The organism is Methylorubrum salsuginis, assembly GCF_900114375.1.
Taxonomy (GTDB): Bacteria; Pseudomonadota; Alphaproteobacteria; order Rhizobiales; family Beijerinckiaceae; genus Methylobacterium; species Methylobacterium salsuginis.
In genome coordinates this window covers 221,001-244,531 of record NZ_FOSV01000006.1, presented here as the reverse complement: position 1 = coordinate 244,531, position 23,531 = coordinate 221,001, and the positions used below count along the sequence as shown (strand labels likewise).

The window sequence follows — 23,531 nt, the reverse complement described above, 5'->3', positions numbered from 1 at the left end:
GATCCACTCCGACAGGGCGGCCCGCTGAGCGGCCGACAGGCGCGACACCCGTCCCGGGTAGGCCAAGCTCTCGACGCCGGCCCGGCCGCGCTCAGAGTAGAGGGTGCGGTGTTCCGCCACCGAGCTCTCGTCGAGATACAGCGCCGCGGCGATCCGGGCCGGCGTCCAGCCGTCGTCGAGGAGCAGAAGCACGTTCAGGCGCCGATGCACGGCACTGTTGAGCTGGCGCCGCATCAGCGCCAGGAAATGCCCGCGATCGTCAGGAGACAGAATCAGCCCTGCCATTCCTGAAGGGATCACGCAAAACCCGCGCGCGAAAACCTAAAAACGGATTCCTTCCGAAGTCGCGGTATATCAGCGATCCCGCCCGCTGCGCCGGGGCCCGGCCGTGTCGAATCGAGCCGGGGCACCCGCGTCTCCCGGCAAGGGTCTGGAAGCCGTCTTCGCCGGACTTCTCGGGCAGATCGGGGCCAAAACAACATTCCGTTCAGGTTATCGCCGTCAAAACCATCCTTCGCAAACCGGCCACACCTTTTATCAACGCCTATCGCCGAGGATCACACCACTTTCACTCGACAAGACTTCGACGCCCCGCGCAATGCCTTCGATCGTCAGTCAAGCCTTCGCGGCAACATTCGGCCTCCTCGTCCTGGCGACGACGGGACCGAAGGCCGCCGCGCCGGAACAGGCGGTCCGGCCGAGTGATCTGGCCGGCCTGCTCCAGCCCCTGGCGGCCTCTCCGCCGCGCCTCGACCAGCACGGGGCGCGCATCACCGCCGAGACGCTGCATGACCGGCTCGTGATCGTGTCGTTCGTGAACGGCGAATGCACCGTCGTCTGCGCCGTCCGCACCCTCGAACTCGACAAGCTCGCCCGCGCCCTGCCCGAGCGCCTGCGCGAGCGGGTGCGCTTCGTGGCGCTCGGCACCGATCCGGCCCGCGACGACGCGGGGCGCCTGCGGGCCCTCGCCGACGGGCTGGTCGGGCCGACGACCCCCCTGCGCTTCCTCGGCACCGACGCCCCCGCCAACGCGGCGGTCATGGCCCGGCTGCACTATCCCGAACGCCTGCTGCCCGAGCCGCCCCCGACCCTGCTTCTGTTCGACCGGCGCGGCGAGCTCGCCATGACTTATGGCAGCGACCCGCTCGATGCTCCCCGGCTGCTGGCCGACCTCACCGTCCTCGAAACCTTCGAGGACGGGGTCGGGCGGCCCCCGCGCGGCGCGGCCCCGACCGCCGGCCGGACGGCATCGGGCCCTCAGCCCTGAGCGCCGGTTTCGCGACCTATTCCCGCGACGAGCGGCGCTCCGCCTCCCCGTCCGACCCTTTTCCCGATCGACTGAACGGAGTGACGACATGATGCGACGCGACGCGGCCTCCGGCCGGGCCCGCGCCCGCCGGACCGCCCTGCTCTCGGCCACGATGCTGGCCACGGGCTTCCTGAGCCCGGCGCAGGCGGCCAAGTTCGGGATCGTGGTCAACCCGGTCCAGGATCCGCTGATGGCCAACCTCGCGATTCCCGACGCGGCGCCCACCGTCGGCATGTGGTCGGGCGTGACCGGCTGGCCGATGAACGCGATCCACATGAGCCTCCTGCCGTCGGGCAAGGTGGTCTCGTTCGGCACGCCCGGCGGCAATCCCGGCACCCAGGACGGTCGGACCTTCGATGTGTGGAACCCCTATGCGGGCCTGGGCGACAACAGCCACGTCACCCTGCAGGGCATCGCCAAGATCAACAGCTTCTGCGCGGCGCAAGCCTTCCAGGCCGATGGCTCGCTGCTCGTGTCCGGCGGCATCTTCGACAACGGCACCGACAAGGGCAGCGTCGTCGTGAACACGGCCGCCAACGGCATCTCGGCCATCGGGGCGCAGCTTGCCAACGACCGCTACTATTCCACCATGCTGACCCTGCCCAACGGCCAGCAGCTCATCATGGGCGGCTCCTACCCCTATCAGGGCGGCTGGGCCGATCCCCAGGGCAGCATCGACAAGGGCCTGATGACCGGCATGACGCCGGAGATCTACGATGGCCAGAACTGGCGCAGCCTGTTCGGCGCCAAGAGCCGCGAGGCGTTCGGCCCCGATTTCAACCGGTTCTGGTATCCCCGCGCCTGGGTCGCGCCGAACGGCAAGGTGTTCGGCCTCTCCTCCGAGCGGATGTGGTACCTCGACCCGACGTCTAACGGCTCGGTGACCTCGCAAGCCTTCCTGCAGGGGCAGAAGGACGTCGGCAACGCGGCGGACGCCCCCAATGTCGGCCCCGCCTCGACCGCGGTGATGTTCGCGCCGGGCAAGATCCTCCAGGTCGGCGGCAACGCCTATTCCAACGGCGAGGGTTTCCGTTCGAGCAGCCGCGCGACGGTGATCGACATCAACGGCAACGCGCCCGCGGTGAACGACACCGCCTTCATGAACAACGGTCGCGGCTGGGCCAACGCCACCGTGTTGCCGACCGGCCTCGTCGCCGTCACCGGCGGCAGCCGCTACAACGACCGCGGCGACGGCGACGTGGTGCTGGCCAGCGAATTCTGGGATCCGACCACCGGCCGCTGGTCGCCGGGCGCGTCGAACGCGGTCTATCGCGGCTACCATTCGAGCGCGATCCTAATGCAGAACGGCGCCCTGATGGTCGCGGGCGGCGGCGCGCCCGGCCCGGTCGCCAACCAGAACGCGGAGCTCTTCTATCCGCCCTATCTGTTCACCAGCGTGAACGGGAAGGCCGCGCTCGCTCCCCGGCCGCAGATCGTCAGCCTCACCACCACCAAGCTCGCCTACGGCCAGACGATGCAGTTCGAGTTCGCCTCGCAGAACGGCGTGGCGCAGGTGGTGCTGATCGGCCTCAGCTCGGTCACCCACAGCTTCAACGCGACGCAGCGGCGCATCCCGCTGACCTTCACCCAGGCCGACCAGACGGTGACGCTCCAGCCGCCGGCCTCCGGCGCCCTCGCCCCGCCCGGCTATTACCAGCTCGTCGCGATCGACCAGAAGGGCGTGCCCTCACCGGGCGTGATCGTGGCGGTCGGCAACGTCGCCGCCCCCCCGCAATCCGCGGCGCCCACCGTCGCCACGGCGGGCGGGGGCACCGGGGGCGGAACGGGCGGCACCGCGGATGGCGGGACGGGCGGCACCGGCACCGGCAGCGGAACCGGCAGTGGAACGAGCACCGGCGGCGGAACGGGCACCGGCACGGCGGTCAGCCTGCAGGCCAGCAACTTCACGAACTCGTATCTGACCAACGTCAACGGCGTCGCACGCCTCGTGACGCCCGCCAACGATGGCGACCGTCAGCAATCGACGTTCCGGCTGGTCGCCGGTCTCGCCGGCACCGGCCTATCGTTCCAGTCGAGCACCTCCGCGAACCAGTACCTGCGCCACCAGAATTTCGGAGTACTCCAGCAGAACAACGACGGCGGCGACCTCTTCAAACAGGACGCGACCTTCACCCAGCGGACGGCGCTCGCCGGCACCTGTGGCTGCAACACCGGGGCCTGCGCCTCCTACGAGGCCGTCAACTGGCCCGGATACTACGTGCGCCACCAGAACTACTCGTTCTACCTCGCCAAGTTCGACGGATCGGACTTGTTCAAGCAGGACGCCTCGTTCTGCGCGGCTCCGCCGCTCGCCGGCGGCGGATCGACGGGTGGCGGGTCGGCCGGCGGCGGCCTGCCGGCTTCCAACGGCCAATGGAACCAGATCGGCGGCCCCTCGGGGCGGGTGTCGATCGGCTCCGACGGCACCGTCGTGACCAACAACGCCGACAACAAGACGGTCTGGCGCTCGACCGGCGACGGCAACTGGACCCAGATGCCCGGCACCCTGCTGAACGACATCGCGGTGATCGATGCGACCACGATGTACGGCATCGGCACCGACAACAACGTCTACCGCTACAACGGCCAGAACTGGACCCAGGTCGGCGTCAACGCCCGCTCGATCAGCGCGTCGTCGGACGGCACGGTGCTGATCGCCAACGGCAACGGCGAGCTGTGGCTGAAGCAGGCCAACGACAACTCGAACGGCTGGACCCGTCTGCCCGGACAGGCGAACCGTGTCGCGGTGATGAACGCCAACAGCCTCTGGCATGTCGGCACCGACAGGAACGCGTACCGCGGCGACCGGAACGGGAACTGGGTTCGCGTGGGCGGGGACGTCGCCGACATCGCCGCCTCGCCCGACGGCAGCGTGATGGTGATCAACGCCACCAACGGCACGCTGTGGCGCAAGGTCGGCGACAACGCGACCGAGGCCTGGACGCAGTTCGGCGGCACCGTCAAGGCCGCCGACGTGACGATCCCGAACGCCCAGCGGGCGATCATGATCGACCAGAACCGGAACGTCTTCCGCTGGTAACCGGACGATCCGGGTCGAGACCCGAGCCTGACGCACGCCCCGACCTCACGGTCGGGGCGTGCCGCTTTTCGGGGGAGGTCGGACCACGGGAGCCGCGCCGCGCGGCTCGATCGGCGCCGCGGCCCATCCGGTCCGGCCCGACAGCCGGCCGTTTCTTTCAGGCCGCTCAGGGAGCCCGTTCGACGCGGATAGGGGAACGCATGTCGCTCTTCCGCCCGTGACGGACGCTCGGCGACATCCGCTCGCCACCGCATCTATTGACTGCACCTCGCCGCACGGCCAACCAGTCATCGAAGACGCGTTAGCAAAAATTAAATTATCATATGCCACTTTTTCCCGCACTGCACGGGGACTAGCCGCATGAAATCAATTCGCTTTCGACTGACAGCTTCTGTCGTCACTCTCATTGCAGTGCTGTGCCTCAACATAGCACTTGGAATGTTTTCTACCATTAAGGCGAACCAAAGTATCGAAAGTCTCTACAGCGATCGTATCGTCCCCCTGCGCGAGCTGAAGATTGTTGCCGATAAATACGCTGTCAACATCGTCGACACCTCGCACAAGATCAACAACGGCAACATTGCGTGGGCCGAGGGTGCGCCGCTCATCGCCGATGCACAAGACCGGATCGGGACGATCTGGGCGTCCTATCTGAAGACCGAGTTGACGGAAGCGGAAAAGCGCCTCGTCGCCGACACCCAGAAAGCCATGGTGGCCGCCGATGCCGCCGTGAAGGAACTGTCCGGCATCCTGGCCGGGGGCGACAAGACTCAGCTGGCAAGCTTCGTGCGCAACCGGCTCTACCAGACCATCGATCCCGTCAGCGCCGCCGTCCAGGCCCTGATCGATCTGCAGATCGAGGAAAGCCGGACCATCTACGGCGAGTTCACCGCCCTCTCGGCGACGATCAAAGTCCTGCGGATCGCCATTCTGCTCGTCGGCGCGCTGGCCGCCGGCCTCGCGCTGTACACCGTCCTGCGCGGTGTCCTGGCCCCCCTCGGCGCCATCACGCAGATGATGCGGCGGCTGGCCGACGGCGACACGGCCGAGGCGGTGCCCGGCCTCGGGCGCGGCGACGAGATCGGCAGCATGGCGGCCTCGGTGCAGGTGTTCAAGGACAACCTCATCCGTACCCGCGCGCTCGAGGCGGAGACCGCGCTCGCCCGCGCCTCGGCCGAGGCGCAGCGCAAGGCCGGCATGCGCGACATGGCGGATCGCTTCGAGCAGGCGGTGGGCGGCATCGTCGGCATGGTCTCGTCTTCCGCGACCGAGCTGCAGGCCACCGCCCAGCAGATGACCGCAACCGCCCAGCAGACCGCCAGCCAGTCCGGCACCGTGGCGGCGGCGGCCGAGGAGGCCGCCACCAACGTCAACACGGTCGCGGCGGCGGCCGAGGAGCTCGGCGCCTCCGTCCAGGAGATCGGCCGGCAGGTGACCGGCTCGGCCCAGCTGGCGCAGGCCGCCGTGGGCGAGGCCGACCAGACCGCCACCCTGGTCCAGGCGCTGAGCCAGAGTTCGGCCCGCATCGGCGAGATGGTCGGGATGATCTCGGGCATCGCCAGCCAGACCAACCTCCTGGCGCTCAACGCCACGATCGAGGCGGCCCGGGCGGGCGAAGCGGGCCGGGGCTTCGCGGTGGTGGCGGCCGAGGTGAAGAGCCTGGCCGAGCAGACCGCCAAGGCGACCGAGGAGATCAGCCAGCAGATCGGCCAGATCCAGGGCGTGACCGGGCAGGCGGTGACGGCGATCGGCGGGATCACCGGGCGGATCCGCGAGATCGACGACGTGGCCGCCTCGATCGCGGCGGCGGTGGAGCAGCAGGGGGCGGCGACGCAGGAGATCGTGCGCAACGTGGCGCAGGCCTCGGCCGGCACCCACGCGGTCACCGGCAACATCGCCGGGGTGGCGCAGGCCTCGGAGGAGACCGGGGCGGCCGCGAGCCAGGTCCTGGCGGCGGCCTCCGAGCTGTCGCGGCAATCCGAGCATCTCGGCGCCGAGGTCCAGCGCTTCCTCGCCACCGTCCGCGCCGCCTGAGCGAAGCCGGCACCCGCGCCGGAATTCGATCCCCGACGAGAGCCGCCTCCGACCTGACGGCGTCAGGTCGGAGGCGATCCGAGGCCGCGGGGCCGCGCACAACAACAATCCAATAAAATCACCCAAAACCTGCGAAGAAAATCACCCAACCCCGAAAAACAAAGAAAACGGCTTTCGTTGACACCAATACAGACCGGCTGCTCCTCTTGAGCCTCGTGCCAAGGGAGCCGCCGATGTCGAGTCAGACCCCCACCTCGATCCATGCCGAGACGCTCGCGCTGCATGCCGGCTGGCGGGCCGATCCGCAGACCGGGTCGGTCGCGGTGCCGATCCACCAGACCACCTCCTACCAGTTCCGCGACACCGACCATGCCGAGAGCCTGTTCGCGCTGCAGGAACTCGGCAACATCTACACCCGCGTCACCAACCCGACCGTCGATGTGCTGGAGCGGCGCCTCGCCGCGCTCGAAGGCGCCGCCGCGGCCCTCGCCCTCGCCTCGGGGCAGGCCGCCTCGGCGCTCGCCGTGCAGAACCTCGCGCGGACCGGCGACAACATCGTCTCCTCGACCGACCTCTACGGCGGCACGTGGAACCTGTTCGCCCACACCTTGCGGGAGCAGGGCATCGAGGTCCGCTTCGTCGACCCGACCGACCCGCACAATTTCTCCCGCGCGACCGACGGGCGGACGCGGGCCTACTACGCCGAGACCCTGCCGAACCCGAAGCTCACCGTGTTCCCCATCGCGGAAGTCGCGGCGATCGGCCGGCCGCTCGGCATCCCGCTCATCGTCGACAACACCGCAGCCCCTCTGCTGGCGCGGCCCCTCGACCACGGCGCGGCGGTCGTCGTCTACTCGACGACGAAGTATCTCGGCGGCCACGGCATCGCCATCGGCGGGGCGATCGTCGATGGCGGGCGCTTCGATTGGGCGGCCCATCCGGACCGCCAGCCGGCGCTGAACACGCCCGACGACAGCTATCACGGCGCGGTCTGGACCGAGGCGGCGCAAGCCATCGGCCCGATCGCCTACGCGCTCCGGGCCCGCGTGCGGCTGCTGCGCGACCTCGGCCCCGCGGTCTCGCCGCTCAACGCCTTCCTGACGCTGCAGGGCATCGAGACGCTGCCCCTGCGCATCGAGCGCCACAGCCGCAACGCGCAAAGCGTCGCCGACTGGCTTGGGCAGCGCCCTGAGGTCGCGCGGGTGATCCACCCGTCGGTCCAGACCGGCGCCGCAAAAGAGCGGGCCGACCGCACCCTGAAGGGCGGCTATGGCGGCCTCGTCGGGTTCGAGCTGGCGGCGGGCCGCGCCGCCGGGCGCCGCTTCATCGATGCGCTGAAGCTATTCTACCACGTCGCCAATATCGGCGATGCCCGCAGCCTCGCGATCCATCCGGCCACGACCACGCATTCGCAGCTGACGCCAGAGGAGCAGCGCGCCACCGGCGTCACCGACGGCTATGTCCGTCTCGCGGTCGGGCTGGAGCACATCGACGACATCCTGGCCGACCTCGATCAGGCGCTTTCCGCCGCCGGATCCCTGGCGCGGGCGGCCTGAGATGCCGGCCTCCCTCCCGATCCTCGACCTCGCCCGCCTCGATGTGGGCGAGACGGAGAGACGAACCTTCCTCGAAGAACTGCGCCGTGCGGCCCGCGAGATCGGCTTCTTCTACCTCGTCGGCCACGGCATCCCGGACGCGCGGATCGCGGACGTGCAGGCTCTCGCGCGGCGCTTCTTCGCCCTGCCGGCGGCGGAGAAGCGGGCGGTGGCGATGGTGAAGTCACCGCATTTCCGCGGCTACACCGAGGCCGGCGCCGAGATCACCCGCGGCCGGGCCGATTGGCGCGAACAGTTCGACATCGGCGCCGAGCGGCCCGCGCTGCCGCGCGCGCCCGGCGCCCCGGCCTGGACCCGGCTGCAGGGCCCGAACCTCTGGCCCACGGCGCTGCCGGAACTGCGGCCCGAACTGCTGGCGTGGCAGGAGGCGGTGACGGGAGTCGGCATCCGCCTGCTCGAAGCCTTCGCCCTCGCTCTCGGCCAGCCGGCCGACGCCTTCGCGCCGATCTATGCAGGCGCGCCCAACCAGCACATCAAGATCATCCGCTATCCCGGCCGCGAGGCGACGCCCGACGACCAGGGCGTCGGCGCGCACAAGGACAGCGGCTTCCTCACGCTCCTCGTGCAGGACGACGAGGGCGGCCTCGAAGTGACCGACGATGCCGGGGGCTGGATCGCGGCGAGCCCGGTGCCGGGCGCCTTCGTGGTCAATGTCGGCGAACTGCTCGAACTCGCCTCGAACGGCTATCTGCGCGCCACGATCCACCGGGTGGTGACGCCGCGGGCAGGGCGCGACCGGCTCTCGGTCGCCTTCTTCCTCGGCGCCCGCCACGACGCCACCGTGCCGCTCCTCGACCTGCCGCCCGCGCTGGCCGCCCAGGCCGGAGGAGCGGCCAGCGACCCGGACAACCCGCTCTTCCGCGAGGTCGGCCGCAACTACCTCAAGGGCCGCCTGCGCTCGCATCCCGACGTGGCGGCCGTCCACTACGCCGACCTGCTCGACAAGGAGGTAAGGGCCGCATGATCCCAATCGGCGCGGATCCTGACGCATCGCCGATCGCCCCCGCGGCGGCGGGGCGGCGGGCCTCCGCCGGACGCACGGGACAGGACCCTCGGTCCGGTTCCGTGCCGCTTGGTATGAGAGACTTTCTTGGCCGCATCCGCGCCTTCCTGCGCGGCGTCGAATGCCCCGCCGAGGCCGGTCCGCTCCCGCTCGCCGCGGGCGCCATGCTCGGAAACGAGTGGCTGGCCCCGCATCTCGTGCGCTGGCCGCCCCGGACTCTCCCGGGCGCGGAACGACCCGGCAAATCCTGACCCGGCCGCCGTCGGCGCTGCCGAATCCACCGAGGCGCCGCGGCCCGGAACGAGACAGCCGGAAACCGGCCGGGCGCAGAGCGCCCGGCCGGTTTCATGCGTCCGCAGGGGCTGCGCCGGCCCCGCTCAGCCGGGCGCGAGGCCGAGGATCGAGCCGAGCGGCACGATCAGCGTGGCGCCGACGTAGAAGCCGTCCTTGGAGCGGTTCGGGGTGAAGGGGTTCCAGTAGGAATTGCCGTTGACGAGGTACTGCACCACCGGTTCGAAGAAGATGCCCTTGCCGAGCGCCAGATGGGCGTTGGCCTCGAACACCAGCTTGTCGCGCGGATAGGCGCCGCCGGGCCCGCCCGAGATGAGGTTGGCGTCGCCGAGGAACAATGCGTAGTCGGAGGCGATCCGCTGCCAGTTCACCTTGAGGCCGTAGCGGTCGAGGGGCCGGCTCTGGTCGGGTGCCTGGAGGGTGAGGCCGGCGAAGGCGTTCCAGCGGATCGGAATCGTCGGGTCCGGGGCATAGGCGAGGCTGGCATAGGCCTGAAGCGAAGTCGGGTTGAGGTTGGCGCCGTCCGCCCCGCCATCGGCCCGCCAGACCACCTTCGATCCGGTGAGGATCACGCCGGAGGTGCCGGAGCGCTGCAGCACCGGATCGCCGGGATTCAGCCCCTTCGAGCGGCCGAAGACGGTGCGAAGATTATCCTCGTGGTCGGCGGTGTTATGGAAGCCGGTCAGCGCGACGCGGCTCGGGTACAAGTCGGTCGCGAAGGTGGTGGCGCGGCCGATCTCGGCCAGCGTCACGACGCCGTTCAGCGGCTCGGTGCCCCAATCGTAGCCCGAGGAGAAGTTGGCGCGCCCCGTCACCGCGAAGGCGCCGGCCTGGATGTAGCTCTCGGGCGTGAGCTTGTAGGCGACGTTGCCGCCCCAGACGCCGTAGAGCGGCGAGGTGAGCCCGGCATTGATCTGCAGGATGTCCTGGAAGCAGCTCGCCGCCGACTGGCAGGGCGGCAGCGCGTAGTATCGGTTGGGATGCGTGCGCCCGACCTCGACGGAGAGGCGGTCGTCCAGAAGCCGCTGCTCGTAGGTGAGCGTCGAGAGGCGGGCGAAGTCGCGGTTGAAGGTCGGCTGGTAGCCCACCGTGCTGTCGCCGACATCGCCGTCCATGTTGCGGTTGTTCCACCGCGCCCCGATGAAGAGCTGGGTGAAGTGGAACAGGCCGCCCTTGATGCCGGCGAGCCGCTCGAGGTCGGCGTCGAGACTCAGCAGGTAATAGGTCGAGTGGGAGAGCTGGCCGGGGCGCAGGCCGGCGCTCGGGTTGGCGAAGGAGAAGTCGTAGACGTTGACGTCGAAGCTCAGGCCGGCCCGCGCGAGGTCGGCGGCGTAGGGGGCAAGCGGGCCGTGCCACTTCACGCTGCCGTCGGGCGCGATGCCGATGGCGCCCGGATCGGTGCGGGGCCCCGCCTCGCCGGTGAAGGTCTCCACCGCGCTCGGCGACTGTGCCAAAGCGGGGATTGTCGCGACCGGCAGGAGGCAGGCGAGGGCCGTCGTCCGGAGCAGGTGGCGCAAGGGAAACGGCAGGGGCAGGCTGTTCGGCATCGGGCTCGTCTTCAAGGGCAAATGCGCAGGCGGCATCGGTCCGGCGCGAGGGCCGGCATGCGGAGGCGGATCGAGGGAGTGACGGCCCGCTATCGCCGGGCTTGTCCGGAGGGGACCGGTGGAAACGGGATGCCGATGCGTCCCGCACCGGCCCTCGGAATCAAGAGCGGCAAAGGTGAAGCCCCGCTCCTCGATCCCTCGTCATCCGAACTGGCATGATGATCCAAATTAATAGGCTCTCGGTCAATGAAATCGATTGTCTTTTTACATTGGCATATTGGAACGACATCCCCTCGCGACGCTCAAACAGGGAACGACCGCGCCTTCGCGTCACGCCGGCTGCCGCTCCGGTGCGGGCGCGCCCGCGCGGGGGCCGAGATAGTATTGCTTGATGTCGTCGCGGCTCCGCAGCGTCTCCGCGCCACCCTCCAGCACCGAGCGGCCGTTCTCCAGCACGACGGAGCGGTGGGCATGGCGCAGGGCCAGGGTGACGCTCTGCTCGGCGATCAGCAGCGTCAGGCCCTGCCTCCGGTTCAGGTCGGCCAGCACGCGATAGATCTCCGCAGTCACCTTGGGGCTCAGCCCCATGGAGGGCTCGTCGAGCACGAGCAGGCGCGGCCGGCCCATCAGCGCGCGGCCGATCGCGACCATCTGCTGCTCGCCGCCCGAGACCAGCCCGGCGGGCAGGCGGCGCTTCTGCGTCAGCCGCGGAAACAGCGCGTAGACCTGCTCCAGATCGGCGCGCAGGTCGGCCCGGCCCGAGCCGCGCCCGAGACCGCCCGCGATCAGGTTCTCCTCGACGGTGAGCGCGCGGAAGCAGTGGCGCCCCTCCAGCACGCCGACGAGGCCGGCGCGCACCAGGGCGTCGGTGCGGGTTCGCCCCACGTCGCGCCCGTCATAGGTGATGCGCCCGGCGGTGACCTGCCCGCGGGTCGCGGGCAGGAGGTTCGAGATCGCCCGCAGCAGCGTGGTCTTGCCGGCGCCGTTGGCACCGACGAGGGCGACGATCTCGGCCCGGCGCACGGTGAGATCGACGCCGGACAGGGCCTGCACGGCGCCGCCATAGACCGCCTCCAGCGCCTCGACGCGCAGGAGGACATCGTTGTGGTCGGTCACTGGGGATCCGCCGAGGCGCGCTTGGCGGTGTCGCCGGCCCGCTCCTCCGCGTCGCAATCGCGGGGGGTGATCCCGCGCTCCTTGGCGTAGGCTGCGGACGAGGCCTCGATGATCGGGCGGAGCGCCGCCCAATCGGGCTTGATCCAGTCGGAGACGACGCTCCACTTCGCCCCGTCCCATTGCTGGAAGGTGACGCGGCCCTCGCCCTCGTGGTTGGCGCAGGTGACGTTGATCGAATGGAACAGGCCCTTGGCGCCGAGGCTCGCCACCCGCGCCTCGTCGAGACGCAGATGCTCGAAGCCCCAGCGCACCTCGTCCCCGGTCAGCGTCCGGTGGCCGAACTTCGCCTGCGCGATCCGCACCGCCTCGACGTTGAGGATGCCGTTGAGCACGCCGAGATTGTGGTAGACGCTGCCGATGCGCTTCGTGTCGGCGAGATTGCCCGCGCCCTTGTCGTAGACGCCGCGCACGATCTCCTGGATCACCGGATACTGCGTGCCGGAGGCCTGCGTCGTGATCGCGACGTAGCCCTTGGCGGCCTCGCCCGCCGGGATCACGTCCTCCTCCGAGTTGGACCAGACGTTGCCGACGATGCGGCTCGCCGGGAAGCCGGTCTTCTGCGCGGTCTTGAGCGCCACCGGGTTCATCACGCCCCAGCCGCGCAGCACGACGTAGTCGGGCTTGAGGCGGCGGATGGTGAGCCACTGCGATTGCTGCTCGTTGCCGGGATGGGGCACCTCGATCTGCTCGACCTTGAAACCGTGTTGCCGGGCGAGCTGCTCGTAGATCGGGATCGTCTCCTTGCCGTAGGGTGAGCCGTGATAGAGCACGGCAATGGTCTTGCCCTTGAGCTTGTCCAGGCCGCCCTCGCGGGTGGCGAGGTATTCGACGATCCCTGAGGTCTCGCTGTAGGGGTTCAGGAGCAGCGGGAACACGAAAGGAAAGACGCGGCCGTCGGTGGAATCGGTGCGGCCGTGGTTGATCGTGATGAGCGGCACCTTGTCGGCGGTGATGCGGTCGATCATGGCGTAGGCGATGCCGACCGAGAGCGGGTTCCAGGCGGCGATGCCGGGCCGGGATTTGAGCCGCTCGTAGACCTCGACGCCGCGCTCGACCTCGTACTGGGTCTCGCCCTCGCTCCAGGTGAGCTTGACCCCGTTCACGCCGCCGTCGCGGCTGTTGATAAGGTTCAGGTAGTCGATGAAGCCGCCGAAGAAGCCGGTGCCGCCGGCCGCATAGGGCCCGACACGGTAGCTCTGGAGCGGGAAGTACTGCTCGTCGGCGCTCGCCGCGGCCCCGAGGGCGAGGAGGGCGGCGCCGGTCAGGAGGGCGCGGGACAGGACTTTGCGGGGCATCGAGCGATCCTTTCGGTGGGAGGATGGGATCAGGAGCGGGGACGGACGCGCCGGAGGGCGTGATTGAGCGCGCGGTCGAGAAGCGCGGCGAGGCCCGCGGGCTCGCGGATCAGCACGGCGACGATGAGCGCGCCGAGCACGATGCGCTGGACCATCTCCAGCGTGCCGCTGTCGAAGCCGTCGCCGAGAGCCGCGGCACCGAGGCGCGACAGGACCAGCGGCAGCACGACGATGAAGCCCGCCCCGAGGAAGGCGCCGCGCAGGGTGCCGAGGCCGCCGATGATGACGATGAACAGGATCTGGAACGAGCGATCGAGGTTGAACCCCGCCGGCTCGACCGTGCGCAGATAGGCGAAGGCCCACAGCACGCCCGCGATCCCGACGATGAAGGAGGAGAGCGCGAAGGCCAGGAGCTTGGTGCGCGCCACCTTCACCCCGACGATGCGGGCGGCGGTCTCGTGGTCGCGGATCGCCACCAGGTTGCGCCCGGTCGGCGAGCGCACGAGGCGCCACGCCAGGAACGTCAGCACCGCCACGACGGTGAGCGAGAACAGGTAGCGTCCGCGGGCGTCGTCGAAGGAGAGGCCGGCCACCTCGAGGCGCGGCGCGGCGACGATGCCCGACGGGCTGTCGTTGGAGAGCCAACCGATGCGGTTCAGCGCCCAGGCGACGAAGAACTGAACGGCCAGCGTCGAGACCGCGAGGTAGAAGCCGCGCAGCCGCAGGGCCGGCAGCCCGGCGACCGCGCCGACCGCCGCCGCGACTAGCCCGGCGAGAAGGATCGTCGCCGGCAGCGGCAGCCCGGGCAGGCGCAGGGACAGGTTGAAGGCGGCATAGGCCCCCACCGCCATGAAGGCGGCCGAGCCGAGGGAGAGCAGGCCGGCATAGCCGGTGAGCAGGTTGAGCCCGAGGCCCGCGAGCGCGAGCGCCAGGAACGGCGTCAGGATCGCCTCGAACAGGTAGCCGGTGCCGAGGAGCGGCACGAGCCCGTAGGCGAGCGCCAGCAGGAGCAGGATTCCGGCGGCGCCCGTGCGGCGCGGCCGGGCGAGGTCGAGGGGGAGAGCGGTCGCCACGGCCTCACACCCGCTCGACGCTGCGCAGGCCGAACAACCCGGACGGCTTGACCAAGAGGAAGGCGAGCGCCGCCACATAGGCGATCCAGCCCTCGATGCCGCCACCGATGAACGGGCCGAGATAGACCTCCGCCAGCTTCTCGGCGGCGCCGACGATCAGCCCGGCGACGATGGCGCCGGCAATCGAATCGAAGCCCCCGAGCACCAGCACCGGCAGCGCCTTGAGGACGACGAGCGAGAGCGAGAACTGGACGCCGAGCCGCGCCCCCCAGAGCAGGCCCGCCACCAGGGCGACGAGACCCGAGGCGATCCACACCGCCGACCAGATCCGCGGCAGGCGCAGGCCCGCGTTCAGCGCCGCCAGCGGATCGTCGGCCACCGCGCGGAAGGCCAGCCCCGTGCGGGTGAAGCGGAAGAACAGGGTCAGCCCCGCCACCATGAGCCCGGCGAGCGCGGCCGCGAACAGGTCGAACCGGCTCACCAGCACGCCCGCGACGTCGAAGGGGGTGTCGTCGATGCCGAGATCGAGGGCGTGGACCTGCGTGCCCCAGGCGAGTTGGGCCGCGCCTTCGATGACGTAGGCGACGCCCAAGGTCGCCATGAACAGGGTGATCGGCGGCTGGTTGACCAGCGGGCGCAGCACCGTCCGCTCGATCGTGAGCCCGACCACCACCATCACGGCGAGCGTCGCGGCGAGTGCGGCCGGGAAGGGCAGGCCCCGCTCGACGAGGCTGACGAAGGTCAGCGCGGCAAACAGCACCATCGCGCCCTGCGCGAAGTTGAGGACGCCGGAGGTCTTGTAGATCAGCACGAAGCCGATCGCGACGAGGGCGTACATGACGCCCGAGAGCAGGCCGCCGACGACGACCTCGACGAGGAAGGCGAGATCGGGGCTCATGCCGCCTTCACCTCGCCCTCGGTCTCGTCTTCCTCGTCATCCGCTCCGAGATAGGCGGCAATCACCGCCGGATTCGCCTGAATCTCGGTCGGCGTGCCCGTGGCGATGCGGCGGCCGTGATCGAGCACGGTGATCGTGTCGGACAGGCGCATCACCACGCCGATATCGTGCTCGATCAGGACGATGGCGGTTCCGAACGTCTCCCGCGCGGCCAGGATGAACCCGCTCATCTCGGCCTTCTCGGCGGCGCTCATGCCGGCCATCGGCTCGTCGAGCAGCAGCAGACGCGGCTTCGCCACGAGGGCGCGGGCGAGTTCGACCCGCTTCTGCAGACCGTAGGGCAGGCTGCCCGCCGCCCGCGCGCGGAAGGCCCCGAGCTGCAGGAGATCGATGACGGCCTCGGCCCGCGTCCGGTGCTCGGCCGCCTCGCGGCGCGCGGCGGGCAGGCCGAGCACGTGCGCGGCCAGCCCGGCGCGCCGGGCGCCCGCTAGCCCCGACAGAATGTTCTCCACCACGTTCAGGCTCTTGAACAAGGCGAGGTTCTGGAAGGTGCGGGCGACGCCGAGCGCCGCCAGCCGCCCCGCCGGGACACGGGCGAACGACGCCTCGCCGATGCGGACGCGCCCGGCCTGGGGCGCGTAGAGGCCGCTGATCGCGTTGATCAGGGAGGATTTCCCGGCGCCGTTCGGGCCGATGATGGCGTGGATTTCGCCGGCCGCGACCGCGAGATCGATCCCGGCGAAGGCCACCGCGCCGCCGAAGCCGAGCGACAGTCCCTCGACGGTCAGGATGCGGTCCTGCGACGCTCGAGCCCGCCGCCGCGGCGCCGCGGCGTCGGGCACGAGCGGGCGGGAAGGCGCAGGCCGCCCGAACGGGGCGGCGCGGTGCGGAAGTCCAGACATCGAAACGAGAACCGTCAAGCGGAAGCAGTCCCGGACCCGTGAAAAGATCCGAAACGGAATCGATAAGACAAAACAGGTGATCGCCGGAGCTTGTCAGAGAAGCGCCGAACTCGCTCGCTTATACTGAGACTGGCGAGCGGGCGTCAAAAGCATGGAATTCCATTGTTTTGCGCGCGGCAGGCGGTGTCTCTCGCTTCCCCGCCCGGATGGATAAGATTTTTACCCCTCGCCCGCGCCGATATTCGGTCGCTTCACACGGTGATACGTCGGAGGCCGGTGGCAGGCGGTGTTCTCGCCTCCGGGAACGGACGGCTCCGCGGGCCTTGCGCGCCGCGACGCCCGCCCCCTCGCTTGCCCGGGGCCGGCTTCTATATGCCGGCTCACGAACTCTCCAACGGCACGGGTCGGGCATGCTGGGCTGGTTTCGCGCATTGATGCCGCGGGAGGATCGCTTCTTCGACCTCTTCGAGCGTCACTCCCAGACCCTCGTCGCCGCCGCGGAGGCGCTGCACGGGGTGTTGCGCGGCGGCCCCGACGTGGCGCGCCATTGCCGGACCGTGATCGAGCAGGAGCGACAGGCCGACGCGATCACCGCCGAGGTCCTGCTGGCGGTGCGCCGCAGCTTCATCACCCCCTTCGACCGCGGCGACATCAAGGATCTGATCCAGTCGATGGACGATGCCGTCGATCAGATGAACAAGACGGTCAAGGCGATCCAGCTCTACGAATTGCAGGCGTTCGATCCGCTGATGCAGGAGATGGGCGGCACGGTGGTCGAGGCGGCCCGCCTCACCGTCGAGGTGGTGCCGCTCCTGAGCGCAGTCGGCACCCACGCGGCCCGCATCAACCAGATCACGGAGGCCATCACCAAGGTCGAGGGCCGTTCGGACGAACTCGAGCAGCGCGGCCTGAAGCGTCTCTACCAGGCCCATCGCCAAGACGGCGGGGATGGCAACGCCATGGCCTACATCATCGGCGCCGAAATCTATGGCCATCTGGAGGATGTCGTCGATCGCTTCGAGGACGTCGCCAACGAGATCAGCGGCATCGTGATCGAGAACGTGTGACGGCCATGGAGACCGAGACCCTCGCGCTGCCCTACCTGATCGCGCTGATCGGGATCGCCCTGCTCTTCGACTTCCTCAACGGCCTGCACGATGCGGCCAACTCCATCGCCACCATCGTCTCGACCCGCGTGCTGCGGCCGCAATACGCGGTGCTCTGGGCGGCCTTCTTCAACTTCATCGCGTTCCTGTTCTTCGGTCTGCACGTGGCGCAGACGCTCGGCACCGGCATCGTCGATGCCGGAATCGTCGATCCGCAGGTGATCCTCAGCGCGCTCGTCGGCGCCATCGTCTGGAACGTGGCGACCTGGGTGTTCGGCATCCCGTCGAGTTCCTCGCACGCCCTGATCGGCGGCCTCGTCGGCGCCGGCATCACCAAGGCCGGCCCCGGCGTCGTCGTCTGGTCCGGCCTCGGCAAGACCGTGGCGGCCATCGTGCTCTCGCCGCTCCTCGGCTTCGTCCTGGCGCTTCTGCTCGTGCTCGTCGTGTCCTGGGCCTGCGTGCGGGCGACGCCGTTCGGGGTCGATCGCACCTTCCGCGGGCTGCAATTCGTCTCGGCCTCGCTCTACTCGCTCGGGCACGGCGGCAACGACGCCCAGAAGACGATGGGCATCATCGCGGTGCTGCTCTACGCGCAGGGCCATCTCGGCCAGGACTTCCACGTCCCGCTCTGGGTGGTTCTGTCCTGCCAATCGGCGATGGCGCTGGGCACCCTGTCGGGCGGCTGGCGCATCGTCCACACGATGGGCTCGCGCATCACCCGGCTCAACCCGATGCAGGGCTTCTGCGCCGAGACCGGGGGCGCCATCACCCTGTTCCTCGCCACGTGGCTCGGCGTGCCGGTCTCGACGACCCACACCATCACCGGGGCCATCGTCGGCGTCGGCGCAGCGCGGCGGGCGTCCGCCGTGCGCTGGGGGCTCGCCGGCAACATCGTGATCGCCTGGGTGGTCACCCTCCCGGCCGCGGCGGGAATCTCCGCGGGCTGCTACCTGCTTACGCGGCTCCTTGCGCCTTGAGGCGCCGCACGAGCCGAACGCGCCGTCCTCACGCAGCCGCGCCCGGGGCCCGCCCCACGGTCAGGCGATAGAGGAGCATGCCGGCCAGCATCGCCGCGACGAACAGGGCGACCTCCGGCAGGCCGAGAGCCAAGCCGGGAGCCAAGCCGGCCAGGGCCGGGCCGGGGCAGAAGCCGGCGAGCCCCCAGCCGATCCCGAACAGGGCGGCGCCGGAAAGGAGCCGCGCGTCGGGCCGCCGGTTGGCCGGCACCTCGAAACGGGGCGCCAGCAGCGGCCGCTCCATGCGGGCCTTGACCGCGTAGCCGAGCGCCGAGACGCCGACGGCTCCGGCCAGCACGAAGGCGAGGCTCGGGTCCCAGGCCCCCGCGAGGTCGAGGAAACCCAGCACCTTCTCCGGGTCCATCATCCCCGACAGGGCGAGGCCGAGGCCGAACAGCAGGCCGCTCGCGAGGGCGGCGATCGGGCGGGGCAGGCTCATCGGGGCATTCCGTGACGGACGAGGAAGACGGTGAGGAAGGCCGCCGCCATGAAGGTCGCGACGGCCGCGAAGGAACGGGGAGAGAGCCGGGCGAGGCCGCAGACCCCGTGGCCGCTGGTGCAGCCGGAGCCGAGGCGCGTCCCGAAGCCGACGAGGAGCCCGGCGACGACCAGCATCGGCGTGGAGGATTCGAGGCGCACCGCCGGCCAATGGCCGGTGGCGAGCCGAAACAGGATCGGGCCGGCGACGAGGCCCACGAGGAAGGCGATCCGCCCCATCGCCTCTTGGGACAGCGGCCCGAGGAGACCGCCGAGGATGCCGCTGATGCCGGCGATGCGACCGTTGGCGAGGAGCAGCAAGGCCGCGGAGGCGCCGATCAGGGCGCCGCCCGCGAGCGGGGCGAGGAAGGCGTTCACGACGGGTCTCCGATCTCTACGACCCGACCGAGCGCCCGGATCGACGCCGGGCATGAGCGCCAGGCCTGGTCGCGGGTCCGGAACGGTCGGGCCGGCGACGATAGAAATCGCCCCGGGCGCCTCCGGCAAGATGCGCCTCCGCGGGTCGGTCAGGCGGTCGGGTCAATGCTCGGGCGCCGACAGCGGCATGGGCGGTTGGCAGGTCCCCCGCCGCCGAAGCGGCCGCCCCCCCGTCAATCCGCGCCGTCCAGGACGACGCGGTAGCCCGACATGTGGGCGGCGCGCGTCCTCACCGCGCCGATCAGGTCGGCGAGGGCCGGGGCGTCGAGGGAGCGGCTGACGGCGAGATAGTAGGTTTCCCAGCCCAGCGTCACGAAATCGAGGCCGAGCCGCTCGGCCGCCGCCCGTACGCCGAGCCCGGCATCGGCCGCGCCGCAGGCGATCACCGCCGCGACCGCCTGATGCGTGAATTCCTCGACCGCATAGCCCCGGATCGCCGACGGCGACAGCGCGGCCTCGGCCAGCATCCGGTCGAACCAGTCGCGGGTGCCCGAGCCCTTCTGGCGGTTGACGTAGCGCACGTCCTCCCGGGCGAGATCGGTGACGCTGCGGATGCCGCGCGGATTGCCGGGGGCGAGCAGCAGGCCCTGCTCCCGCTCGAACAGCGGCGTGAGGACGAAGCCGGCCCCCGCATGAACGTCCGAGAAGGGTGGACCGGCCTCGGCCGGGCCTTGAGCCCCGCAATGGAAGCCGGCCGCATCGGCGCTCCCTTCGAGGAGCCGCCCCAAAGCCGCGCGGCTGCCCATCACCGATAATTCGATGCCGTCCCCCTCGCTCAGCACCTGGACCACGAGCGGATCGTGGCTCGCCGCGAGCGTCAGCGCCCCGGCCCGCCCGGTCAGAAGCCGGCGCAGGCGCTGCTCGACGCTTCGGGTCTCGCGCACGAAGCCGGCCTCCAGGCCGAAGGTCGCGGCGGAGAACGCCTCGGCGAGCGCCGCGCCGAACTCCGTCAGCGCCGTGCCGTGCCCCCGGGTCTTGCGCACCAGAGGACGGCCGAGCGCCGCCTCGTAGGCTTGAAGCCGCGCCCAGGCGGCCCGGTAGGACAGGCCGAGGGCATCGGCGAAGCCCTGCACCGAGCCCGATCGGGCAATCGCCTCGAACATCACCGTCAGGTCCGACACCGCAAGCGTGTTCGCCCCGATCCGCACGGTGCCGCCGAGTCCGAGCGTCACGGCGAGTTCCCCGTGCTCGGCAGTCCGGTTCCGATCGGTTGGGTCAAAGCTGTCGCTCACGACATGATCTCTCGCGTGCCGGAAGCCCGGACGAGGCCTCGCTCGACGGACGGTACCGGCGCGAGGCTGCGCGTGTCGCCGGGCCGGCACAAGGGACGCGCCGACGACCGCGTGCGGATGTCCTCAGATCTCTGCGCTCGCGCGCACCGCCGCCGACCACCGACCGGAACCGGCTCATACCGAGCGGCACGGACCAGGGCCGATGGTCTTGTTCCGTGCGTCCGGCGGACGCCCGCCGCCGCGCCGTCGCGGGGCAATCGGCGATGCGTCGGGATCGTCGCCGATTGGTCGGAGCGGTGACGAGGCGGCGGCCCGAGCTGCGGTGTCGCGAGGGTCTTCGCCAGTGCCGGGCCTCGACGCCGCGCGCCATCGCCGTCCGACATCTTCCACGATGACGATTTCTGTTCGATGCGGGCTGCGTCGATCGACCGAAGAACTGGACGAAAAGATCAGTCGCCCGGTCAATACGCTGGTGCAAAAGCATCGCCGCGCACTGCCTTATTTGGATTGATCCAGTCGTTTTCGCGCGGGTGCGGACCTTCAACATCTCATTAACCATAAAACGCTAATGTCGCCGGCAACGATCGGATCGGGGCGCGAAGGCTCGTCGGCGGCATGAAGTGGGGAGCAATGGTCGTCGGAGCGGCGCTCGGCGGCGCCGTGGCCGGCGCGGCGCTCGCCGCCGAGCCGCTGAGCGGACCGGCCTCCGGCCTCAACCCGGATTATGCCGGCACCGTGCCGGGCCCGCGCCCCTCCGGCGGCATCCTGCGGCGGGGCACGGACCAGTTCGTCGGCGGCGAGGCCCCGGCGCGGGCGCCGCTGGGCGGCGCCACGGTCAGCCTCAACCTCGTCGAGGTTCCGCTCTCCGAAGCCGCCAAGGCGGTGCTCGCCGACACCCTGGGCTGGGGCTACAGCCTCGACGAGCGCGCCGCCGGCACCATCACCCTTCAGACCGGCGGCCCGGTCACCCGCGATACCCTGCTGTCGATGTTCGAGACCGCCCTCGGCAGCCGTGGCCTGGTGCTGCGGCGGCGCGGGCGCACGGCGCAGATCGTGCCGTCGAGCGGCCCCGGCGTGCATCCGGTCCAGGGGCCCGCCGCCGAAGCGGGTGCCGTCACCGTGCCCCTGCGCTGGATCTCGGCGGCCGAGATGCAGGCGGTGCTGGGCACGATCGCCCCGCGCGAGGTGGTGCTGCGCGTCGACCGGGCCCGCAACCTGCTGATCCTGTCGGGCGATGCCGGGCAGATCCGGGCGCTGCGTCAGACCATCGAGGTGTTCGACGTCGATTGGATGCGCGGCATGTCGACGGCGATGCTGCCGGTGCGCAGCGCCAACCCCCGGAGCATCGCCCGCGACCTCACCCAGATCTTCGGCGGCGAGGCGGCGGGCACCGGCGACATGATCCGCTTCGTGCCCAACGAAGCCCTGGGCGCGATCCTCGTGGTCAGCTCCCGCGCCGTCTATCTCGACCGGGCGCGGGCGTGGCTGGAGCAGTTGGAGATCTTCGCGGCCGAGCGCGAGCGGCAGCTCTTCGTCTACCGGATCCAGAACCGCTCGGCCAAGGAGCTCGCGATGGTGCTCCAGGGCGTCGTCGCCGCCGAGACCGGAATGTCGGTCGGCGGCGGGATGGGCGGCATGGCGGGCGGCATGGCGGGTGGCATGGCGGGTGGCATGGCGGGTGGCATGGCGGGCAGCATGGGGGGCGGCCTCGGCGGGGGATACGGCATGGGCGGCGGCACGATGGGCTCGGACCCGTCCGGGCTCGGAGGCGGCGGCGGCTTCGGCAGCGACCCTTCCCGTGGCGGCTCGGGCAGCCTTCCGAGCCAGATGTCCAGCGGCTTCGGCTCGTCCTTCGGCGGCTCGTCGGGGAACCAGGGTGGTGGGCTCGGCGGCGGGCCCTCGGGCGGGCTCGGCGGCGGGCTCGGCGCAAGCCCCGGCGGCCTCTCGGGCGGGGGCGGCACCCTCTACGGCGGCGCCTCGGCCTATGGCGGCGCCGGCCTGGAGAGCGGTTACGGCGGCTCCGGCGGCGGCATGGGCACGCGGCGCGACGCCATCGGCATCGTCGCGGACGAGGCCAACAACAGCCTCGTCATCTCGGCCACCCGCAACCAGTACGACAAGATCCTGCGCATCCTCGGCCGCCTCGACGCGATGCCGACGCAGGTTCTGCTGGAGACCGTGATCGCCGAGGTAACCCTCAACGACGAACTGCGCTTCGGCGTGCAGTGGTTCCTCAAGAACGGCCCGGCCCAGTTCAATAACATTCAAGGGGACGTGGTCGGTCCGACCGGGCGCGGCACGGGGACCGCCGACCTCCTCGGCAAGGCGATCGGCGGCGTGCCCGGCTTCAACTACCTGCTGAACGCCGCCGACTTCAACGTCGTGGTCAACGCGCTCCAGGGCGTGTCCCGGGTCAACGTCATTTCCAGCCCCAACATCACGGTCCTGGACAACCGGACCGCGAAGCTGCAAGTGGGCGATCAGGTGCCGATCGTGCAGCAGACCGGCCAGAGCGCGCTCTCGACCAACGCGCCGATCCTGAACCAGATCGAGATGAAGGATACCGGCGTCATCCTCTCGGTGACGCCACGGGTCAACAAGAACGGCCTCGTGGTGCTCGACATCAACCAAGAGGTCAGCGACGTGGTGAAGACCACGACCTCGAAGATCGATTCGCCGACCATCCGCCAGCGCCGGGTGGCGACGAGCGTCGCGGTCAACGACGGCCACAGCCTCGCCATCGGCGGCATGGTGCAGGAGAAGGCGGAGATCTCCAACGAGGTGGTGCCGGTGCTGGGCGAATTGCCCGTCATCGGGCAGGCCTTCCGCAACCGGTTGGATCGGCGCGTGCGCACCGAGCTGATCGTGTTCATCCGCCCCCGGGTGATCCGCGGCACCGCGGAGGCCGACCGCATCGCCGAGGATTTCCGCCAGCAGTTCAAGGCGATGATGCCGGTCCGCCCGGTCCCCGCCACCCCGCCCCTCGCCGTCGCGCTGCCGGGCCAGGAGGGCGTACTGCGGCGGATGATGGAGTGAGGGAAGCGGCCCGCGCCGGGATCGTCACCGGGGGAGTCCGCC

20 protein-coding genes are annotated in these 23,531 nt (G+C 70.3%); 10 read left to right on the top strand and 10 right to left on the bottom strand.

The features are described 5' to 3' along the window. A partial coding sequence (locus tag BM140_RS10330) for a helix-turn-helix domain-containing protein (RefSeq protein ID WP_131803781.1) occupies positions 1-285 on the bottom strand: 285 nt, incomplete at its 3' end. Between the two features lie 313 nt (positions 286-598). On the opposite strand from BM140_RS10330, the gene BM140_RS10325 reads away from it, so the two are divergent. The 6 genes from BM140_RS10325 to BM140_RS25835 all read left to right on the top strand — a co-directional run bounded on the left by BM140_RS10325 (position 599) and on the right by BM140_RS25835 (position 9,253). Beyond that, positions 599-1,267, top strand: coding sequence for an SCO family protein (locus tag BM140_RS10325; protein ID WP_091945134.1), 669 nt, complete (start codon positions 599-601; stop codon positions 1,265-1,267). 88 nt (positions 1,268-1,355) lie between these two features. After that, on the top strand, positions 1,356-4,349 hold the full coding sequence (locus BM140_RS10320) for an AbfB domain-containing protein (RefSeq protein ID WP_091945131.1): 2,994 nt from the start codon (positions 1,356-1,358) through the stop codon (positions 4,347-4,349). Positions 4,350-4,709: 360 nt separating this feature from the next. Beyond that, positions 4,710-6,383 (top strand): methyl-accepting chemotaxis protein, encoded by a 1,674-nt coding sequence (locus tag BM140_RS10315; RefSeq protein ID WP_091945128.1) that lies wholly within the window; start codon positions 4,710-4,712, stop codon positions 6,381-6,383. Between the two features lie 233 nt (positions 6,384-6,616). Next, positions 6,617-7,939, top strand: coding sequence for an O-acetylhomoserine aminocarboxypropyltransferase/cysteine synthase family protein (locus BM140_RS10310; RefSeq protein ID WP_091945126.1), 1,323 nt, complete (start codon positions 6,617-6,619; stop codon positions 7,937-7,939). A gap of 1 nt (position 7,940) precedes the next feature. Next, the gene (locus BM140_RS10305; protein ID WP_091945122.1) at positions 7,941-8,963 is read left to right on the top strand and encodes an isopenicillin N synthase family dioxygenase; all 1,023 of its coding nucleotides are present in this window, start codon (positions 7,941-7,943) and stop codon (positions 8,961-8,963) included. A 113-nt stretch (positions 8,964-9,076) separates the two neighbouring features. Further along, complete coding sequence (locus BM140_RS25835; protein ID WP_165616435.1) at positions 9,077-9,253, top strand: hypothetical protein; 177 nt, start codon at positions 9,077-9,079, stop codon at positions 9,251-9,253. 126 nt (positions 9,254-9,379) lie between these two features. On the opposite strand, the gene BM140_RS10300 is transcribed toward BM140_RS25835, so the two are convergent. The 6 genes from BM140_RS10300 to BM140_RS10275 all read right to left on the bottom strand — a co-directional run bounded on the left by BM140_RS10300 (position 9,380) and on the right by BM140_RS10275 (position 16,184). Beyond that, complete coding sequence (locus BM140_RS10300; protein WP_091945119.1) at positions 9,380-10,840, bottom strand: carbohydrate porin; 1,461 nt, start codon at positions 10,838-10,840, stop codon at positions 9,380-9,382. A gap of 330 nt (positions 10,841-11,170) precedes the next feature. Then, complete coding sequence (locus BM140_RS10295) at positions 11,171-11,956, bottom strand: ABC transporter ATP-binding protein (RefSeq protein WP_091945116.1); 786 nt, start codon at positions 11,954-11,956, stop codon at positions 11,171-11,173. After that, positions 11,953-13,311 carry an ABC transporter substrate-binding protein gene (locus BM140_RS10290; protein ID WP_091945113.1) on the bottom strand — a complete coding sequence of 453 codons (1,359 nt, stop codon included), beginning with the start codon at positions 13,309-13,311 and terminating at the stop codon, positions 11,953-11,955. Before BM140_RS10290 ends, BM140_RS10295 begins: the two co-directional genes overlap by 4 nt. Positions 13,312-13,340: 29 nt before the next feature. After that, positions 13,341-14,384 (bottom strand): branched-chain amino acid ABC transporter permease, encoded by a 1,044-nt coding sequence (locus BM140_RS10285; RefSeq protein ID WP_244535377.1) that lies wholly within the window; start codon positions 14,382-14,384, stop codon positions 13,341-13,343. A gap of 4 nt (positions 14,385-14,388) precedes the next feature. After that, positions 14,389-15,282 (bottom strand): branched-chain amino acid ABC transporter permease, encoded by an 894-nt coding sequence (locus tag BM140_RS10280; protein WP_091945107.1) that lies wholly within the window; start codon positions 15,280-15,282, stop codon positions 14,389-14,391. Beyond that, positions 15,279-16,184, bottom strand: coding sequence for an ABC transporter ATP-binding protein (locus BM140_RS10275; RefSeq protein ID WP_091945104.1), 906 nt, complete (start codon positions 16,182-16,184; stop codon positions 15,279-15,281). Before BM140_RS10275 ends, BM140_RS10280 begins: the two co-directional genes overlap by 4 nt. A gap of 410 nt (positions 16,185-16,594) precedes the next feature. Between BM140_RS10275 and BM140_RS10270 the strand changes: the two genes are divergently transcribed. After that, positions 16,595-17,251 (top strand): DUF47 domain-containing protein, encoded by a 657-nt coding sequence (locus tag BM140_RS10270; protein ID WP_091945101.1) that lies wholly within the window; start codon positions 16,595-16,597, stop codon positions 17,249-17,251. Positions 17,252-17,256: 5 nt separating this feature from the next. After that, complete coding sequence (locus tag BM140_RS10265) at positions 17,257-18,267, top strand: inorganic phosphate transporter (RefSeq protein WP_091945098.1); 1,011 nt, start codon at positions 17,257-17,259, stop codon at positions 18,265-18,267. Positions 18,268-18,295: 28 nt separating this feature from the next. Here the strand turns inward: BM140_RS10265 and BM140_RS10260 are convergent, their stop codons facing one another. The 3 genes from BM140_RS10260 to BM140_RS10250 all read right to left on the bottom strand — a co-directional run bounded on the left by BM140_RS10260 (position 18,296) and on the right by BM140_RS10250 (position 20,453). Next, entirely contained in the window at positions 18,296-18,745 is a 450-nt protein-coding gene (locus BM140_RS10260) for a DUF6691 family protein (protein ID WP_091945094.1), read from the bottom strand. Then, positions 18,742-19,161: a YeeE/YedE family protein gene (locus BM140_RS10255; protein WP_091945091.1), complete on the bottom strand. Its 420-nt coding sequence runs from the start codon at positions 19,159-19,161 to the stop codon at positions 18,742-18,744. The genes BM140_RS10260 and BM140_RS10255 overlap by 4 nt, the downstream gene beginning before the upstream one ends. 233 nt (positions 19,162-19,394) lie before the next feature. Then, a complete protein-coding gene (locus tag BM140_RS10250; RefSeq protein ID WP_091945087.1) occupies positions 19,395-20,453 on the bottom strand; it encodes a substrate-binding domain-containing protein in 1,059 nt (352 codons plus the stop codon). 343 nt (positions 20,454-20,796) lie between these two features. On the opposite strand from BM140_RS10250, the gene BM140_RS25830 reads away from it, so the two are divergent. Together BM140_RS25830 and gspD are read left to right on the top strand one after the other, a co-directional pair. Further along, positions 20,797-20,964, top strand: a complete 168-nt coding sequence (locus BM140_RS25830) for a hypothetical protein (protein ID WP_165616434.1) — start codon at positions 20,797-20,799, stop codon at positions 20,962-20,964. A 104-nt stretch (positions 20,965-21,068) separates the two neighbouring features. Then, complete coding sequence (gspD, locus tag BM140_RS10245; protein WP_091945047.1) at positions 21,069-23,489, top strand: type II secretion system secretin GspD; 2,421 nt, start codon at positions 21,069-21,071, stop codon at positions 23,487-23,489. Positions 23,490-23,531: the final 42 nt, after the last annotated feature.

What these genes read in the sequence shown, in the direction of transcription:
- BM140_RS10325 (WP_091945134.1), top strand. Translation starts at nt 599, where the DNA reads ATGCCTTCGATCGTCAGTCAAGCCTTCGCGGCAACATTCGGCCTCCTC.
- BM140_RS10320 (WP_091945131.1), top strand. Translation starts at nt 1,356, where the DNA reads ATGATGCGACGCGACGCGGCCTCCGGCCGGGCCCGCGCCCGCCGGACC.
- BM140_RS10315 (WP_091945128.1), top strand. Translation starts at nt 4,710, where the DNA reads ATGAAATCAATTCGCTTTCGACTGACAGCTTCTGTCGTCACTCTCATT.
- BM140_RS10310 (WP_091945126.1), top strand. Translation starts at nt 6,617, where the DNA reads ATGTCGAGTCAGACCCCCACCTCGATCCATGCCGAGACGCTCGCGCTG.
- BM140_RS10305 (WP_091945122.1), top strand. Translation starts at nt 7,941, where the DNA reads ATGCCGGCCTCCCTCCCGATCCTCGACCTCGCCCGCCTCGATGTGGGC.
- BM140_RS25835 (WP_165616435.1), top strand. Translation starts at nt 9,077, where the DNA reads ATGAGAGACTTTCTTGGCCGCATCCGCGCCTTCCTGCGCGGCGTCGAA.
- BM140_RS10300 (WP_091945119.1), bottom strand. Translation starts at nt 10,840, where the DNA reads ATGCCGAACAGCCTGCCCCTGCCGTTTCCCTTGCGCCACCTGCTCCGG.
- BM140_RS10290 (WP_091945113.1), bottom strand. Translation starts at nt 13,311, where the DNA reads ATGCCCCGCAAAGTCCTGTCCCGCGCCCTCCTGACCGGCGCCGCCCTC.
- BM140_RS10280 (WP_091945107.1), bottom strand. Translation starts at nt 15,282, where the DNA reads ATGAGCCCCGATCTCGCCTTCCTCGTCGAGGTCGTCGTCGGCGGCCTG.
- BM140_RS10275 (WP_091945104.1), bottom strand. Translation starts at nt 16,184, where the DNA reads ATGTCTGGACTTCCGCACCGCGCCGCCCCGTTCGGGCGGCCTGCGCCT.
- BM140_RS10270 (WP_091945101.1), top strand. Translation starts at nt 16,595, where the DNA reads ATGCTGGGCTGGTTTCGCGCATTGATGCCGCGGGAGGATCGCTTCTTC.
- BM140_RS10265 (WP_091945098.1), top strand. Translation starts at nt 17,257, where the DNA reads ATGGAGACCGAGACCCTCGCGCTGCCCTACCTGATCGCGCTGATCGGG.
- BM140_RS10260 (WP_091945094.1), bottom strand. Translation starts at nt 18,745, where the DNA reads ATGAGCCTGCCCCGCCCGATCGCCGCCCTCGCGAGCGGCCTGCTGTTC.
- gspD (WP_091945047.1), top strand. Translation starts at nt 21,069, where the DNA reads ATGAAGTGGGGAGCAATGGTCGTCGGAGCGGCGCTCGGCGGCGCCGTG.